The sequence below is a fragment of the Streptococcus mitis genome, assembly GCF_946188685.1.
In the GTDB taxonomy this organism is placed as follows: Bacteria; Bacillota; Bacilli; order Lactobacillales; family Streptococcaceae; genus Streptococcus; species Streptococcus mitis_CC.
In genome coordinates this window covers 1-16,419 of sequence record NZ_CAMHWH010000015.1, presented here as the reverse complement: position 1 = coordinate 16,419, position 16,419 = coordinate 1, and the positions used below count along the sequence as shown (strand labels likewise).

The window sequence follows — 16,419 nt, the reverse complement described above, 5'->3', positions numbered from 1 at the left end:
CAGAACAAATCGATTACCTTGAAGAATTGGTTAACAAATACCCAATCATCACTATCGAAGATGGTATGGATGAAAACGACTGGGATGGTTGGAAAGCTCTTACTGAACGTCTTGGTAAGAAAGTACAACTTGTTGGTGACGACTTCTTCGTAACAAACACTGACTACCTTGCACGTGGTATCCAAGAAGGTGCTGCTAACTCAATCCTTATCAAAGTTAACCAAATCGGTACTCTTACTGAAACTTTTGAAGCTATCGAAATGGCTAAAGAAGCTGGTTACACTGCCGTTGTATCACACCGTTCAGGTGAAACTGAAGATTCAACAATCGCTGACATCGCAGTTGCAACTAACGCAGGACAAATCAAGACTGGTTCACTTTCACGTACAGACCGTATCGCTAAATACAACCAATTGCTTCGCATCGAAGACCAACTTGGTGAAGTAGCAGAATATCGTGGATTGAAATCATTCTACAACCTTAAAAAATAAAATAGTTCAGTGAACTATTTTATCCCGAACCATGAAATTCAAAAGTTCGGCCGTTGATTTAACAACGTTTCTAGCCCCTCGGATTTTATCCGAAGGGCTATTTTTGTATTTAGGGGGCAAAAAAGGGGCAAAACATTTCAAGACAGCTCATTTACCAATAAATACGATTCTGCTAATATAATTGAAAATGATGGAAAAAAGGGTGGATTTATGATATACTTTAATGTAGGACCTTTTTAGAAATTTTGAAAGAGCATAAAAAATTTAGAATGAGAAAAATTGTTATCAATGGTGGATTACCCTTGCAAGGTGAAATCACTATTAGCGGTGCTAAAAATAGCGTTGTGGCCTTAATTCCAGCTATTATTTTGGCAGATGATGTTGTGACTTTGGATTGTGTACCAGATATTTCCGATGTTGCTAGTCTTGTCGAAATTATGGAGTTAATGGGGGCTACTGTTAAGCGTTATGACGATGTCTTGGAGATTGATCCAAGAGGTGTTCAAAATATTCCAATGCCTTATGGGAAAATCAATAGTCTTCGTGCATCTTATTATTTTTATGGAAGTCTTTTAGGTCGCTTTGCTGAAGCTACTGTTGGTTTACCTGGTGGATGTGATTTGGGACCTCGCCCTATTGACCTACACCTTAAGGCTTTTGAAGCTATGGGTGCCACTGTTAGCTACGAGGGAGATAACATGAAGTTATCTGCTAAAGATACAGGACTTCATGGTGCAAGTATTTACATGGACACGGTTAGTGTAGGGGCAACGATCAATACGATGATTGCTGCGGTTAAAGCGAATGGTCGTACTATTATTGAAAATGCAGCCCGTGAACCTGAAATTATTGATGTAGCTACCCTCTTGAATAATATGGGAGCCCATATCCGCGGTGCAGGGACTAATATCATCATTATTGATGGTGTTGAAAGATTACATGGAACCCGTCATCAGGTGATTCCAGACCGTATCGAAGCAGGAACATATATTTCCTTAGCTGCTGCAGTCGGTAAGGGAATTCGTATCAACAATGTATTATACGAACACTTAGAAGGATTCATCGCTAAGTTGGAAGAGATGGGTGTGAGAATGACTGTATCTGAAGACAGTATTTTTGTCGAAGAACAGTCTAATTTGAAAGCAATCAATATTAAGACAGCTCCTTATCCTGGTTTTGCTACTGACTTGCAACAACCAATTACTCCTCTCTTGTTAACAGCAGAGGGGCGTGGTACCATTATTGATACCATTTATGAAAAACGAGTAAACCATGTTTTTGAACTAGCAAAGATGGATGCAGATATTACGACTACAAACAACTACATTTTATATACCGGTGGACGTAGTTTACGTGGTGCAAATGTAAAAGCAACTGACCTGAGAGCTGGTGCAGCTTTAGTTATTGCTGGTTTGATGGCCGAGGGGCAAACTGAAATTACAAATATCGAGTTTATCTTACGTGGTTATTCTGATATTATTGAAAAATTACGTAATCTAGGAGCGGATATTACACTTGTTGAAGAATAAACCGTAGAGGTGTTTATGAATATTTGGACCAAATTAGCAATGTTTTCTTTTTTTGAAACGGATCGCTTGTATTTGCGTCCTTTCTTTTTTAGTGATAGTCAGGACTTCCATGAGATAGCCTCAAATCCTGAAAATCTTCAATTTATTTTCCCAACTCAGGCAAGTCTGGAAGAAAGTCAATATGCACTGGCCAATTACTTTATGAAGTCCCCTTTGGGAGTGTGGGCTATTTGTGACCAGAAAAATCAACAAATGATTGGTTCTATTAAGTTTGAAAAGCTAGATGAAATAAAAAAAGAAGCAGAAATTGGTTATTTTTTGAGAAAAGACGCTTGGTCGCAAGGGTTCATGACAGAAGTTGTTAAAAAACTTTGTCAGCTTTCTTTTGAGGAATTTGGTTTAAAACAACTATCCATCATTACCCACCTTGAAAATGAAGCTAGTCAACGGGTTGCTCTTAAGTCTGGATTTCGTTTGTTCCGTCAGTTTAAAGGAAGTGATCGCTATACAAGAAAAATGCGAGATTATCTTGAGTTTCGCTTTGTAAAGGGAGAAATTAATGAGTAAACACCAAGAAATTCTAAGTTATTTGGAAGAATTACCTGTTGGTAAAAGAGTCAGTGTTCGAAGCATTTCCAACCATCTAGGAGTCAGTGATGGAACGGCCTATCGGGCCATTAAAGAAGCTGAAAACCGTGGAATTGTAGAGACTCGCCCAAGAAGTGGTACTATCCGTGTTAAATCTCAGAAAGTTGCTATAGAGAGATTAACTTTTGCTGAAATTGCTGAAGTGACTTCTTCTGAGGTTCTGGCTGGACAAGACGGTTTAGAGAGAGAATTTAGTAAGTTTTCAATCGGTGCCATGACTGAGCAAAATATTTTATCTTACCTTCATGATGGGGGACTCTTGATTGTTGGTGACCGGACTCGTATTCAATTATTAGCGCTGGAAAATGAAAATGCAGTTCTGGTTACAGGTGGATTTCAGGTTCATGATGATGTGCTTAAACTGGCCAATCAAAAAGGAATTCCTGTTTTAAGAAGCAAACATGACACTTTCACTGTCGCGACCATGATCAATAAAGCCCTTTCAAATGTACAAATCAAGACTGATATTCTGACAGTTGAGAAACTTTATCGTCCGAGTCATGAGTATGGTTTTCTGAGAGAGACTGACACTGTTAAAGATTATTTGGACTTGGTGCGTAAGAATCGTAGCAGCCGTTTCCCAGTTATCAATCAACATCAGGTTGTTGTTGGGGTTGTTACCATGAGAGACGCTGGTGATAAGTCACCAAGCACCACAATTGACAAGGTCATGTCTCGTAGTCTATTTTTGGTTGGATTATCGACAAATATTGCCAATGTCAGTCAACGGATGATTGCTGAAGACTTTGAAATGGTACCGGTTGTTCGAAATAATCAAACCTTGCTTGGGGTTGTAACCAGACGAGATGTCATGGAGAAGATGAGTCGTTCCCAAGTTTCTGCTCTACCTACTTTTTCTGAACAGATTGGTCAAAAACTTTCTTATCACCATGATGAAGTAGTTATTACAGTGGAACCCTTTATGCTAGAGAAGAACGGTGTTTTGGCTAATGGTGTATTGGCAGAGATACTGACTCATATGACCCAAGATTTAGTTGTGAATAGTGGGCGCAATCTCATCATCGAGCAGATGCTAATCTACTTTTTGCAGGCTGTTCAGATAGATGATACACTGCGCATTCAAGCACGCATTATCCACCATACTAGACGGTCAGCTATTATTGATTACGATATTTATCATGGTCATCAGATTGTTTCAAAAGCAAATGTAACCGTTAAAATTAATTAGAAACTAGGAGAAAAAATGATAACATTAAAATCAGCTCGTGAAATCGAAGCTATGGATAAGGCAGGTGATTTTCTAGCAAGTATTCATATCGGCTTGCGTGATTTGATTAAGCCTGGCGTAGATATGTGGGAAGTTGAAGAGTATGTTCGCCGTCGTTGTAAGGAAGAAAATTTCCTTCCGCTTCAGATTGGAGTTGACGGTGCAATGATGGACTATCCTTATGCTACCTGTTGCTCTCTTAATGATGAAGTGGCTCATGCTTTCCCTCGTCACTATATCTTGAAAGATGGTGATTTGCTCAAAGTTGATATGGTTTTGGGAGGCCCAATTGCTAAATCCGACCTGAATGTCTCAAAATTAAACTTCAACAATGTTGAACAAATGAAAAAATACACTCAGAGCTATTCTGGTGGTCTTGCAGACTCATGTTGGGCTTATGCTGTTGGTACACCGTCCGAAGAAGTGAAAAACTTGATGGATGTAACTAAAGAAGCTATGTACAAGGGGATTGAGCAAGCTGTTGTTGGAAACCGTATCGGTGATATTGGAGCAGCGATTCAAGAATACGCTGAAAGTCGTGGTTACGGTGTAGTGCGTGATTTGGTTGGTCATGGTGTTGGCCCAACCATGCACGAAGAACCAATGGTTCCTAACTATGGTATTGCAGGTCGAGGACTCCGTCTTCGTGAAGGAATGGTCTTGACTATTGAACCAATGATCAATACAGGTGACTGGGAAATTGATACAGATATGAAAACTGGTTGGGCGCATAAGACCATTGACGGTGGTCTATCTTGTCAATATGAACACCAATTTGTCATTACAAAAGATGGACCTGTTATCTTGACTAGTCAAGGTGAAGAAGGAACTTATTAATAAAAAGTGAAAAGACTGCTGGAAGTTCATTTCTAAAGAATTCAGTAGATCTTTTCATATTAAATAAACGCATTGTATCAAGTTTTTAAGTGCCTGATATAATGCGTTTTTCTGGCTTTAAAATTCTTACCTCAATATATTGCACTTTATCATCATTTCAAAAAAATGAACTTTCTACAATGTTACACTTCAGGTAAAAATTATGTTTCAGATTTTCTATAAAAACCAAAAAGATATTGGTAAACTATCTGATAAATAATTATTTCGTGTTGCAAACAAGGCTGCGAGAAAGGATTTGTTGCCTATCGTCGTTATGACCTTTAATGAATCTCCAAAGATCGCTTTAGATCCTTATCATCCTGATCTGTTTTTACATATTTTGAACCCTGCTGAATGTGAAAGAAAGTTAAAACGAGAGGGTGTAGAGGAATTATATCTTCTTGATTTTAGTAGTCAATTCGATACTATCACGACAGAAGATTTTAAAGGATTACTTTGATGGAGAAATTATCATTGTTTCACGTTATTATTGTAGATTCTAAAAGAAATCAATTCAGTACATTACCTCTTTTTATTCTTTTTCAAAGGTAAATCCTTCTCCAAGGATTTCGTGAGCTTCTGTAATAGTTATAAAGGCTTGAGGATCGATTCGATGAATCATTTCCTTCATTTTCACAATTTCATTTCTTCCGACAATACAGTAAATGATTTTTAAATCTTCTCGACTATAATAACCTTGACCTGAGATGAAAGTAACGCCTCTACCTAGGTCATCATTAATTGCCTTAGCAAGTTGGTCAGGACGTTTTGTGATAATCATAAAGCCTTTGCCGGCATATCCTCCTTCACCAATCAAATCAATGACACGAGAAACGATAAAATCAAATAAGAGCGTGTAGGAAACCAATCTCAAATCCTTGAAGATTAGGAGAATAAGCATGAGAATACAAAAATCTAAGATAAAGAGCAGTTTCCCCATAGATATATGAGTGTATTTATTGAGAATACGAGCTAAAATATCAGTTCCCCCTGTTGTACCTCCAGCATTAAAAATAATTCCAAGACCAATTCCCAATAGAATCCCAGCTATAAGGGCTGTGATCAGTAAATCACCTTGAAGATCAATATGAAGGGGAATACGCTCAAAAAAAGCCAACCAAGCGGACAAAGCTAAGGTTCCTAGTAAACTAGAATAGAGAGATTTTGCTCCAAATATTTTCCAAGCTAGGATGAAAAGGGGAATATTAATCAGCAAGTTCATGAGCGAAACAGGGATTTTAAAAAGATAAAAGGTGATGAGGGTAATACCTGTCGCCCCTCCTTCAAAGAGATGATGGGGAACTACAAAATAAGTTAGACCAAAAGCATAAATAGCAGCTCCTAATAAAATGGTTAAAATGGGGTAAATTTTTTTAATCATAGGGACCTCTTTTCTTATAAGTAGATTATATCAAATTTTTAAGGAAAATTTGATTGACTCCATTAGGATTTTTAATCTTTTTTTGATATAATTAAAAGTAAGAAAACCAATCTGAATCCTAAAATAGAAAGATTGATACTATGACAAAAATTAAGATTGTAACCGATTCATCTGTTACTATTGAACCTGAACTAGTAAAACAATTAGATATCACTGTTGTTCCATTATCTGTAATGATTGATAATGTTGTTTATTCTGATGCGGATTTGAAAGAAGAAGGTAAATTTCTTCAGTTGATGCAAGAAAGTAAGAATCTTCCGAAAACAAGTCAGCCACCTGTAGGTGTCTTCGCTGAAGTTTTTGAAGAACTATGCAAGGATGGTAGCCAGATTCTTGCTATTCATATGTCTCATGCCCTTTCTGGTACTGTAGAAGCGGCACGTCAAGGTGCTAGCTTATCTACTGCCGATGTGACAGTTATTGATAGTTCCTTCACTGACCAAGCCCTGAAATTCCAAGTTGTTGAGGCTGCGAAGTTAGCACAAGAAGGCAAAGATATGGAGGAAATTTTAACTCGCATAGAAGAGGTAAAAAAACACACAGAACTCTATATTGGTGTTTCTACTTTGGAAAATCTTGTCAAAGGTGGACGAATTGGCCGTGTAACTGGATTGTTGAGCTCCCTTCTCAATATACGTGTTGTCATGCAGATGAAAGACCATGAATTGCAGCCAATCGTTAAAGGTCGTGGAGCTAAAACTTTTAAAAAATGGTTAGATGAATTGATAACATCGCTCTCTGAACGTTCTGTAGCAGAGATTGGAATTTCATATTCTGGTAGTGCTGATTGGGCAAAAGAGATGAAAGAAAGCTTACAAGCTTATGTTGAAAAGCCAATTTCAGTTTTGGAAACGGGCTCTATTATTCAAACTCACACGGGTGAGAACGCTTGGGCTATTTTAGTACGTTACTACTCTTAAAAAAATAAATAAAATGGGAAGAAATAGCGTTTTTAACTTGACCTAAAAGGGATTTTAGGATATGATTATAATTGTTAATTAGAAATTAAATTGGAGGAATCATTAACATGGCAAACAAACAAGATTTGATCGCTAAAGTAGCAGAAGCTACAGAATTGACTAAGAAAGACTCAGCAGCAGCAGTTGAAGCTGTATTCGCAGCAGTAGCTGACTACCTTGCAGCTGGTGAAAAAGTTCAATTGATCGGTTTTGGTAACTTTGAAGTTCGTGAGCGTGCTGCACGTAAAGGTCGCAACCCACAAACTGGTAAAGAAATCACAATTGCAGCTTCTAAAGTTCCAGCATTCAAAGCTGGTAAAGCTCTTAAAGACGCTGTTAAATAATCAGCATTTGAAAAGCCTATTGTATCAAGTTTTTGAGCTTGGTCAATAGGCTTTTTTGTGTATAGAGGGCAAAAAAGGGGCAGAATCTGAATGAACTAGTACCGGAACAAATATTTCAAATACTGGCTAATTCAAATTGCGTAGCAGAAAGCATACAAATGAAATTGATTATAGTAAAATAGGATATGAATTATTAAGAAAGTTGGTTCTTTATTGGAAACGATAGTATTTTCAATCTCCGTTTTTTTAGCAGGGATCTTGTCCTTCTTTTCCCCTTGCATTTTCCCTCTGTTACCTGTTTATACTGGAATTTTATTGGATGATCAGGAAAGCGCAAAAAGCTTTTCTTTGTTTGGGAGAAAAGTTGCGTGGTCCGGCTTGATTCGAACTCTTTGCTTTATCGCAGGCATTTCACTCATTTTCTTTATTCTAGGATTTGGTGCTGGTTACTTTGGTAATATTCTCTATGCCAATTGGTTTCGCTATACCATGGGTACGATTATCATCATCTTAGGTTTACACCAGATGGAAATTTTTCATTTTAAGAAATTAGAGATTCAAAAAAGTTTTACTTTTAAGAAATCAGCACCCAATCGTTATTGGTCAGCCTTTTTACTCGGTATTACCTTTAGCTTTGGTTGGACGCCTTGTATTGGTCCAGTTTTAAGTTCTGTTTTAGCGCTTGCGGCTTCTGGAGGCAATGGTGCTTGGCAAGGTGCAATCTATACCTTGATTTACACTCTGGGGATGGCAATTCCTTTCTTGGTTTTGGCACTAGCTTCAGGCGTAGTTATGCCATATTTTAGTAAAATTAAACGTCATATGATGCTACTGAAGAAAATTGGTGGTTTCCTTATTATTTTAATGGGAATTTTATTACTATTAGGACAAGTAAATGTTCTAGCTGGAATTTTTGAATAAAGGAGAAAAAGATGAAAAAAGTAATGTTTGCTGGCTTAAGCCTCTTGTCATTAGTTGTATTGATAGCTTGTGGTGAGGAAGAGACTAAAAAGACTAAAGCACCAGAACAATCCCCAAAACAACAGCAACAAACGACTGTACAACAAATTGCTGTTGGGAAAGAGGCGCCAGATTTTACCTTGCAATCAATGGATGGCAAAGAAGTAAAGTTATCTGATTATAAGGGTAAAAAGGTTTATTTGAAGTTTTGGGCTTCATGGTGTGGTCCATGTAAAAAAAGTATGCCTGAGTTGATGGAATTAGCGGCGAAACCAGATCGTGATTTTGAAATTCTTACTGTTATTGCACCAGGAATTCAAGGTGAAAAAACTGTTGAGCAATTCCCACAATGGTTCCAAGATCAAGGTTATAAGGATATCCCAGTTCTTTATGACACAAAAGCAACCACATTCCAAGCTTATCAAATTCGAAGCATTCCTACAGAATACCTGATTGATAGTCAAGGAAAGATTGGGAAGATTCAATTTGGTGTTATCAGTAATGCGGATGCAGAAGCAGCCTTTAAAGAAATGAACTAGAATAGATAAAAATCTGATTACAAGAGTGTAGTCAGATTTTTTTAGAAAAACATTTTATAAATATTCACAAATGTCCTATATTTATGGTAAAATAGAATCATCATTTTATTTTGGAGTCAAAGATGAATATATTTAGAACAAAAAATGTTAGTTTAGATAAAACGGAGATGCACAGGCATTTGAAATTATGGGATTTGATTTTGCTGGGTATTGGAGCCATGGTAGGGACAGGTGTCTTTACAATCACAGGTACTGCAGCAGCAACTCTAGCGGGTCCAGCCCTAGTGATTTCAATCGTCATTTCTGCATTGTGTGTGGGATTATCAGCCCTCTTTTTTGCAGAATTTGCTTCGCGAGTACCCGCTACAGGTGGTGCCTACAGTTATCTCTATGCCATCTTAGGAGAATTCCCAGCCTGGTTGGCTGGTTGGTTAACCATGATGGAGTTCATGACAGCCATATCAGGTGTGGCTTCGGGTTGGGCAGCTTATTTTAAAGGCTTGCTTTCTCAATATGGGATAGCCCTTCCTCAGGCTTTAAATGGTACCTTTAATCCTCAAGCAGGGACATTTGTTGATTTATTGCCTATTCTTGTCTTGGTCTTGGTGACCTCACTTGTTTTACTCAATGCTAAAGCAGCATTACGTTTTAATTCTATTCTAGTTATTTTGAAATTTTCCGCTTTAGCTCTCTTTGTTTTAGTAGGAATCTGGCATATCAAGCTTGATAATTGGAGTAATTTTGCTCCCTATGGTTTTGGACAAATCTATGGTGCTAGTACTGGTATTATGGCTGGTGCGTCCTTGATGTTCTTTGGTTTTTTGGGGTTTGAATCCATCTCTATGGCTGTAGATGAGGTCAAGACTCCTCAAAAAAATATTCCTAGAGGGATTGTCTTATCGCTTTCTATCGTAACTATTCTTTATGCCTTGGTGACTCTTGTTTTGACTGGTGTGGTTCACTATAGTCACCTAAATGTCGACGATGCCGTTGCCTTTGCTCTTCGCAGCATTGGGATTAGTTGGGCAGCCAACTATGTGTCATTAGTGGCTATTTTGACCTTGATTACGGTTTGTATCTCGATGACCTATGCCCTATCGCGTATGATTTACAGTTTAGCGCGTGACGGCTTGATGCCTGCTACCTTTAAAGAACTAACCAAAACAAGCAAGGTACCAAAAAATGCTACTATCTTGACCGGTCTAGCTTCAGCAGTAGCAGCAGGAATGTTCCCTCTTGCTAGTATCGCATCCTTCTTAAATATTTGTACCTTGGCCTACTTGATCATGCTGGCTTATGGTCTGATTCGTTTACGGAAAGAAAAAGGAATGCCCAAAGCTGGAGAATTTAAAACACCATTAGTACCCTTATTACCTATTTTATCAATCATCATTTGTTTATCCTTTATGTTGCAGTATAATATGGAAACCTGGATTGCTTTCCTAGTTGCATTGTTGATAGGAAGTATCATTTACTTTTCTTATGGCTATAAGCATTCTACCATAGAAGAATAAAGTGAGAATCTGTTGAGTTATTGAAACTCAGCAGATTTTTATATGTGAAAGAAATTTCAAATTTTTTCTAAAAATAGCTTGACAGATTAAATTTTTAGGAGTAGAATGTTTACCAGTTAATTAAATAGTTAAGGAGTTATCTATGAAGAAAAAAAGTTTATTTTTAGTATTGTTAAGTGTCTTTCTTTTGTGTTTAAGTGCTTGTGGGCAGAAGGAAAGTCAGACAGGGAAAGGGATGAAAATTGTAACAAGTTTTTATCCTGTCTATGCTATGGTCAAGGAAGTATCTGGTGACTTGAATGATGTTCGGATGATTCAGTCAAGTAGTGGGATTCACTCCTTTGAACCTTCGGCAAATGATATCGCAGCCATCTATGATGCAGATGTCTTTGTTTACCATTCGCATACGCTCGAATCTTGGGCAGGAAGCCTGGATCCCAATCTAAAAAAATCTAAAGTTAAGGTTTTAGAGGCTTCTGAAGGAATGACCTTAGACCGTGTCCCAGGGCTAGAAGATGTGGAAGCAGGGGATGGAGTTGATGAAAAAACGCTCTATGACCCTCACACTTGGCTAGATCCTGAAAAAGCTGGCGAAGAAGCTCAGATTATCGCTGATAAACTTTCAGAGGTGGATAGTGAACATAAAGAAACTTATCAAAAAAATGCGCAAGCCTTTATCAAAAAAGCTCAAGAATTGACTAAGAAATTCCAGCCTAAATTTGAAAAAGCGAGTCAGAAAACTTTTGTAACACAGCATACAGCCTTTTCTTATCTTGCTAAGCGATTTGGACTCAATCAACTTGGTATTGCAGGTATCTCTCCAGAACAAGAACCAAGTCCAAGACAACTAACAGAAATTCAGGAATTTGTTAAAACCTATAAGGTTAAAACAATTTTTACAGAAAGTAATGCTTCTTCAAAAGTAGCTGAAACTCTTGTCAAATCAACAGGTGTGGGGCTTAAAACTCTGAATCCTTTAGAGGCAGACCCACAAAATGACAAGACTTACCTAGAAAATCTTGAAGAAAATATGAGTGTTCTAGCAGAAGAATTAAAGTGAGAAAAGAATGAAAATCAATAAAAAATATGTAGCGGGTTCGGTGGCAGTTCTTGCCCTAAGTGTTTGTTCCTATGAACTTGGACGGTACCAAGCTGGTCAAATTAAGAAAGATTCTAATCGAGTTGCTTATATAGATGGTGATCAGGCTGGTCAAAAGGCAGACAACTTGACACTAGATGAAGTTAGTAAGAGAGAGGGAATCAACGCCGAACAAATTGTTATCAAGATTACGGATCAAGGTTATGTGACCTCTCATGGAGACCATTATCATTACTATAATGGCAAGGTTCCTTATGACGCTATCATCAGTGAAGAACTCCTCATGAAAGATTTGAATTATCAGTTGAAGGATTCAGACATTGTCAATGAAATCAAGGGTGGCTATGTGATTAAGGTAGACGGGAAATACTATGTTTACCTTAAGGATGCGACTCATGCGGACAATATTCGGACAAAAGAAGAGATTAAACGTCAGAAGCAGGAACACAGTCATAATCATGGAGGCGGTTCTAACGATCAGGCGGTAGTTGCAGCCAGAGCCCAAGGACGCTATACAACGGATGATGGGTATATCTTTAATGCATCTGATATCATAGAAGACACGGGTGATGCCTATATCGTTCCTCATGGCAATCACTTCCACTATATTCCTAAGAGTGATTTGTCTGCCAGTGAATTAGCTGCTGCCCAAGCCTTCTTATCTGGAAAAGGTGGCCAATTAAGTACGGTTGAATATCGTTCTAGCAGAGCTGAAACAAGATCTACTCTAAGAACGAGTCAATCTGAGACACCTCAAAATCCTGCAACAGATTCTGAAAGTCAAAGTGAGGATTTAGCTAGTCTCCTTCAAGAATTGTACACTTTGCCACTTAGCCAACGTCATGTGGAGTCTGATGGCTTAGTATTTGACCCAGCACAGATTACAAAACGTACTGCAAATGGTGTGGCAGTGCCTCACGGGGATCATTTCCATTTCATTCCTTATTCGCAAATGTCTGCTTTGGAAGAAAAATTGGCTCGAAATCTACCAATTGGAGGTCAGCCAGTTCAAAGTCATTCTAATAATACGAAACCAAGCAGTCCTGAGAGAACAAGTTCAACACCAAGTTCAACCATTAAACCAAACTTTAATCTCAATACGCCGGCACCGAATCGAGCAACTGGAGGTGCCTATACAACGGATGATGGGTATGTCTTTAGTCCAACAGATGTGATTGAAGATACAGGTGACGCTTTTGTTGTACCGCACGGCAATCATTTCCACTATATACCTAAGAGTGATTTGTCTGCAGGAGAATTGGCTGCTGCTCAAGCCTATTGGAATGGTAAACAGTCTCATTCTGTTACAAGTTCAAGTAAACCAAGTAGTGATAATGCTAAACCAGCCCAACCAAGTTTGACAGAGACTCCAAACCTGACTGTCACCCCAACATATCATCAAAATCAAGGGGAAGATATCCCAACACTTTTAAGTGAATTGTATGCCAAACCTTTATCAGAACGCCATGTGGAATCGGATGGATTAGTCTTTGATCCGGCACAAATCATCAAACGTACAGCTAACGGTGTTGCAGTGCCTCACGGAGATCATTATCACTTTATCCCTTATTCACAAATGTCACCGCTGGAAGAAAAATTGGCTCGTATGATAGCTGTCAAGGGACAAAATGGCAGTGTCTTGCCAAGTGTTACTCCTCTGAAGCCAGCTCCTACTACCAAACCTATAGCACCGGTGGAAAATAAACTGACAGAATTTGATGTCAACCAGGTTGTTAGAAAAGTTGGCGACGGTTATATTTTCGAGGATAAGGGCGCTAGTCGTTATGTTCTAGCTAAAGACTTAGCCAAGGATAAGATTGACGCTATTGAAAATCTCTTGTCAAATAAAACTCAAGAGACGCACTCTCTAGTTGCGAAGAAAGAAAATGTCGCTTCTCGTGACCAAGAATTTTATGATAAAGCATATAATTTATTGGCCGAGGCTCATAAAGCCTTGTCTGAAAATAAGGGGCGTACTTCTGATTTCCAAGCCTTAGACAAATTAGCAGAACGCTTGAATGATGAATCTTCTAATAAAGGAAAATTGGTAGATGATTTATTGACATTCCTAGCACCAATTACCCACCCAGAACGTCTTGGTAAACCAAATTCTCAAATTGCTTATACAGACGATGAAATTAAATTAGCGAAATTAGCAGGTAAGTATACAACAGAAGATGGCTATATCTTTGACACTCGTGATATTACCAGTGATGAGGGAGATGCTTATGTAACTCCACATATGTCCCATAGTCATTGGATTAAGAAAGAGAGCTTGTCTGAAGCTGAAAGAGTGGCAGCCCAGGCTTATGCTAAAGAGAAAGGTTTGATACCTCCTTCAACAGAGAATCAGGGTTCAGGAAATACTGAGGTTAAAGGAGTAGAAGCAATCTATAATAAAGTGGAAGCAGCTAAGAAGGTCCCACTTGATCATATTCCTTACAATCTACAACATACTGTTGAAGTTAAAAATGGTAGCTTAATTATACCTCATTACGACCATTACCATAACATTAAATTTGGTTGGTTTGACGAAGGACTCTATGAAGCACCTAAGGGTTATAGCCTTGAGGATCTCTTTGCGACTGTAAAATATTATGTTGAACATCCTGAAGAACGTCCTCACTCAGATAATGGTTGGGGAAATGCCAGCGACCATGTTCGTAAAAATAAGGCAGACAAAGACAGTAAATCTGATGAAGATAAGGAAGATCATCATGAATCAGACGAGTCAACCCGTCCTGAATCCAATGAAAAAGAAAATCATACAGGTTCAACCCCTTCAGTAGATAATCTTTATAAACCGAGCACTGATGAAGACGAGACAGAAGAAGTATCTAAAGATACAACAGACGAAGCTGAAGTACCTCAAGTAGAAACCGAAAAAGTAGAAGCCAAACTCAAAGAAGTAGAAGCTCTACTTGCTGAAGTAACGGATGCTAGTTTGAAAGACAATGTGACAGAGAGCCTATCTGGTTTACGAAATAATCTGAGTCTCCAAACCATGGATAATAATGGCATTATGGCAGAAGCAGAAAAATTACTTGCTTTGTTAAAAGGTAGTGAGTCAGTTACGACGAAACCAGCAGTATAAACTTTATACTATAAATCAAAATGATGTAAGAGTCAGTAGCAATACTGGCTTTTATTTTTTAAAATGATATAAAAATCTTGACAGATAAGCTTAAAAAAGGTAAACTATTTACTGGTTAATTAATTGGTTAAATAACCAGTTGAGAAAAACTGTTTAACCGAGAAAAAGAAGTTAAGAAATAGCTTCATCATTTATTGAAATGAGGGATTTATGAAATTCAATAAAAAATATATAGCAGCTGGATCAGCTGTTATCGTATCCTTGAGTCTTTGCGCTTATGCACTGAACCAGCATCGATCGCAGGAAAACAAGGACAATAATCGTGTCTCTTATGTGGATGGCAGCCAGTCAAGTCAGAAAACTGAAAACCTGACACCAGACCAGGTTAGCCAAAAAGAAGGAATTCAGGCTGAGCAAATTGTCATTAAGATTACAGATCAGGGCTATGTGACGTCACACGGTGACCACTATCATTACTATAATGGTAAAGTTCCTTATGATGCCCTCTTTAGTGAAGAACTTCTGATGAAGGATCCAAACTATCAACTTAAGGACGGAGATATTGTCAATGAGGTCAAGGGTGGCTATATCATCAAGGTCGATGGAAAATATTATGTCTACCTGAAAGATGCAGCTCATGCTGATAATGTTCGAACCAAGGATGAAATCAATCGTCAAAAACAAGAACATGTCAAAGATAATGAGAAGGTCAGCTCAGATGTTGCTGTAGCAAGATCTCAGGGACGCTATACGACAGATGATGGCTATGTCTTTAATCCAGCTGATATTATCGAAGATACGGGTGATGCTTATATCGTTCCTCATGGAGGTCACTATCACTATATTCCAAAAAGTGATTTGTCTTCTAGTGAGTTAGCAGCAGCAAAAGCTCATTTAGCTGGCAAAAATACGCAACCAAGTCAGTTAAGCTATTCTTCAACAGCTAGTGATAATGACACGCAATCTGTAGCACAAGGCTCAACTAGCAAGCCAGCGAATAAAGCTGAAAATCTCCAAAGTCTTTTGAAAGAACTCTATGATTCACCTAGTGACCAACGTTACAGTGAATCAGACGGTCTGGTTTTTGACCCTGCTAAGATTATCAGCCGTACGCCAAATGGAGTTGCGATTCCGCATGGCGATCATTATCACTTTATTCCTTACAGCAAGCTCTCTCCTTTAGAAGAAAAGATTGCTAGAATGGTGCCTATCGGTGGAACTGGTTCTACGGTCTCTACAAATGAAAAACCTCATGGAGTAGCGTCTAGTCTAGGAAGTCTTCCAAGCAGTCCATCTACTTTGAATCATCCTTCCTTGCTTACAAATAAGGCTATCTCTTCAACATCTGATGGTTATATCTTTAATTCTAAAGATATTGTCGAAGAAACTGCTACAGCTTATATTGTAAGACATGGCGATCATTTCCATTACATTCCTAAGGCGAACCAAATTGGTCAACCGACTCTTCCAAACAATGGCCTAACAACACCTTCGCCATCTCTTCCAGTCAATCCTGGTGTTTCACATGAGGAACATGAAGAAGGTGGACACGGCTTTGATGCTAATCGTATTATTGCGGAAGATGAATCAGGATTTATCATGAGTCATGGTGACCACAATCATTACTTCTTCAAGAAGGATTTGACTGCTGATCAAATCAAGGCAGCGCAAGACCACTTGAAAGGTGCAAATACAGC

At 38.3% G+C, this 16,419-nt stretch carries 13 protein-coding genes and 2 pseudogenes; 14 read left to right on the top strand and 1 reads right to left on the bottom strand.

The window, feature by feature from the left end:
• From eno to N8N51_RS10190, 6 genes and pseudogenes are all read left to right on the top strand, one after another.
• Nucleotides 1-491: pseudogene (gene eno, locus N8N51_RS10215) on the top strand (surface-displayed alpha-enolase); the annotation flags it as partial.
• A 269-nt stretch (nucleotides 492-760) separates the two neighbouring features.
• A complete protein-coding gene (locus N8N51_RS10210; RefSeq protein WP_153199069.1) occupies nucleotides 761-2,020 on the top strand; it encodes a UDP-N-acetylglucosamine 1-carboxyvinyltransferase in 1,260 nt (419 codons plus the stop codon).
• A 15-nt stretch (nucleotides 2,021-2,035) separates the two neighbouring features.
• The gene (locus N8N51_RS10205; RefSeq protein ID WP_153199070.1) at nucleotides 2,036-2,587 is read left to right on the top strand and encodes a GNAT family N-acetyltransferase; all 552 of its coding nucleotides are present in this window, start codon (nucleotides 2,036-2,038) and stop codon (nucleotides 2,585-2,587) included.
• Nucleotides 2,580-3,857 carry a CBS-HotDog domain-containing transcription factor SpxR gene (gene spxR / locus N8N51_RS10200; protein WP_049544263.1) on the top strand — a complete coding sequence of 426 codons (1,278 nt, stop codon included), beginning with the start codon at nucleotides 2,580-2,582 and terminating at the stop codon, nucleotides 3,855-3,857. Before N8N51_RS10205 ends, spxR begins: the two co-directional genes overlap by 8 nt.
• A gap of 15 nt (nucleotides 3,858-3,872) precedes the next feature.
• Nucleotides 3,873-4,733 (top strand): methionyl aminopeptidase, encoded by an 861-nt coding sequence (locus N8N51_RS10195; protein ID WP_000631543.1) that lies wholly within the window; start codon nucleotides 3,873-3,875, stop codon nucleotides 4,731-4,733.
• 259 nt (nucleotides 4,734-4,992) lie between these two features.
• A pseudogene (locus N8N51_RS10190) lies at nucleotides 4,993-5,217 on the top strand (nucleotidyl transferase family protein); the annotation flags it as partial.
• A gap of 87 nt (nucleotides 5,218-5,304) precedes the next feature.
• Here the strand turns inward: N8N51_RS10190 and N8N51_RS10185 are convergent.
• Nucleotides 5,305-6,153 (bottom strand): YitT family protein, encoded by an 849-nt coding sequence (locus tag N8N51_RS10185; RefSeq protein WP_084924357.1) that lies wholly within the window; start codon nucleotides 6,151-6,153, stop codon nucleotides 5,305-5,307.
• Between the two features lie 140 nt (nucleotides 6,154-6,293).
• Here N8N51_RS10185 and N8N51_RS10180 point away from each other — a divergent pair, with 140 nt between their 5' ends.
• From N8N51_RS10180 to N8N51_RS10145, 8 genes are all read left to right on the top strand, one after another.
• On the top strand, nucleotides 6,294-7,133 hold the full coding sequence (locus tag N8N51_RS10180) for a DegV family protein (protein WP_261012351.1): 840 nt from the start codon (nucleotides 6,294-6,296) through the stop codon (nucleotides 7,131-7,133).
• Nucleotides 7,134-7,240: 107 nt separating this feature from the next.
• Complete coding sequence (locus N8N51_RS10175) at nucleotides 7,241-7,516, top strand: HU family DNA-binding protein (RefSeq protein ID WP_001284637.1); 276 nt, start codon at nucleotides 7,241-7,243, stop codon at nucleotides 7,514-7,516.
• A 213-nt stretch (nucleotides 7,517-7,729) separates the two neighbouring features.
• Nucleotides 7,730-8,437: a thiol-disulfide oxidoreductase-associated membrane protein CcdA2 gene (gene ccdA2 / locus N8N51_RS10170; RefSeq protein ID WP_125454496.1), complete on the top strand. Its 708-nt coding sequence runs from the start codon at nucleotides 7,730-7,732 to the stop codon at nucleotides 8,435-8,437.
• 11 nt (nucleotides 8,438-8,448) lie between these two features.
• Entirely contained in the window at nucleotides 8,449-9,015 is a 567-nt protein-coding gene (sdbB, locus tag N8N51_RS10165; RefSeq protein WP_125454497.1) for a thiol-disulfide oxidoreductase-associated lipoprotein SdbB, read from the top strand.
• A gap of 122 nt (nucleotides 9,016-9,137) precedes the next feature.
• Entirely contained in the window at nucleotides 9,138-10,529 is a 1,392-nt protein-coding gene (locus N8N51_RS10160) for an APC family permease (RefSeq protein ID WP_261104131.1), read from the top strand.
• A gap of 142 nt (nucleotides 10,530-10,671) precedes the next feature.
• A complete protein-coding gene (adcAII, locus tag N8N51_RS10155; RefSeq protein WP_004254291.1) occupies nucleotides 10,672-11,589 on the top strand; it encodes a zinc-binding lipoprotein AdcAII in 918 nt (305 codons plus the stop codon).
• A 7-nt stretch (nucleotides 11,590-11,596) separates the two neighbouring features.
• Complete coding sequence (locus N8N51_RS10150; RefSeq protein ID WP_261104130.1) at nucleotides 11,597-14,722, top strand: pneumococcal-type histidine triad protein; 3,126 nt, start codon at nucleotides 11,597-11,599, stop codon at nucleotides 14,720-14,722.
• A 210-nt stretch (nucleotides 14,723-14,932) separates the two neighbouring features.
• Nucleotides 14,933-16,419, top strand: a 1,487-nt coding sequence (locus N8N51_RS10145; protein WP_261104128.1) for a pneumococcal-type histidine triad protein, incomplete at its 3' end; no start/stop codon positions are given.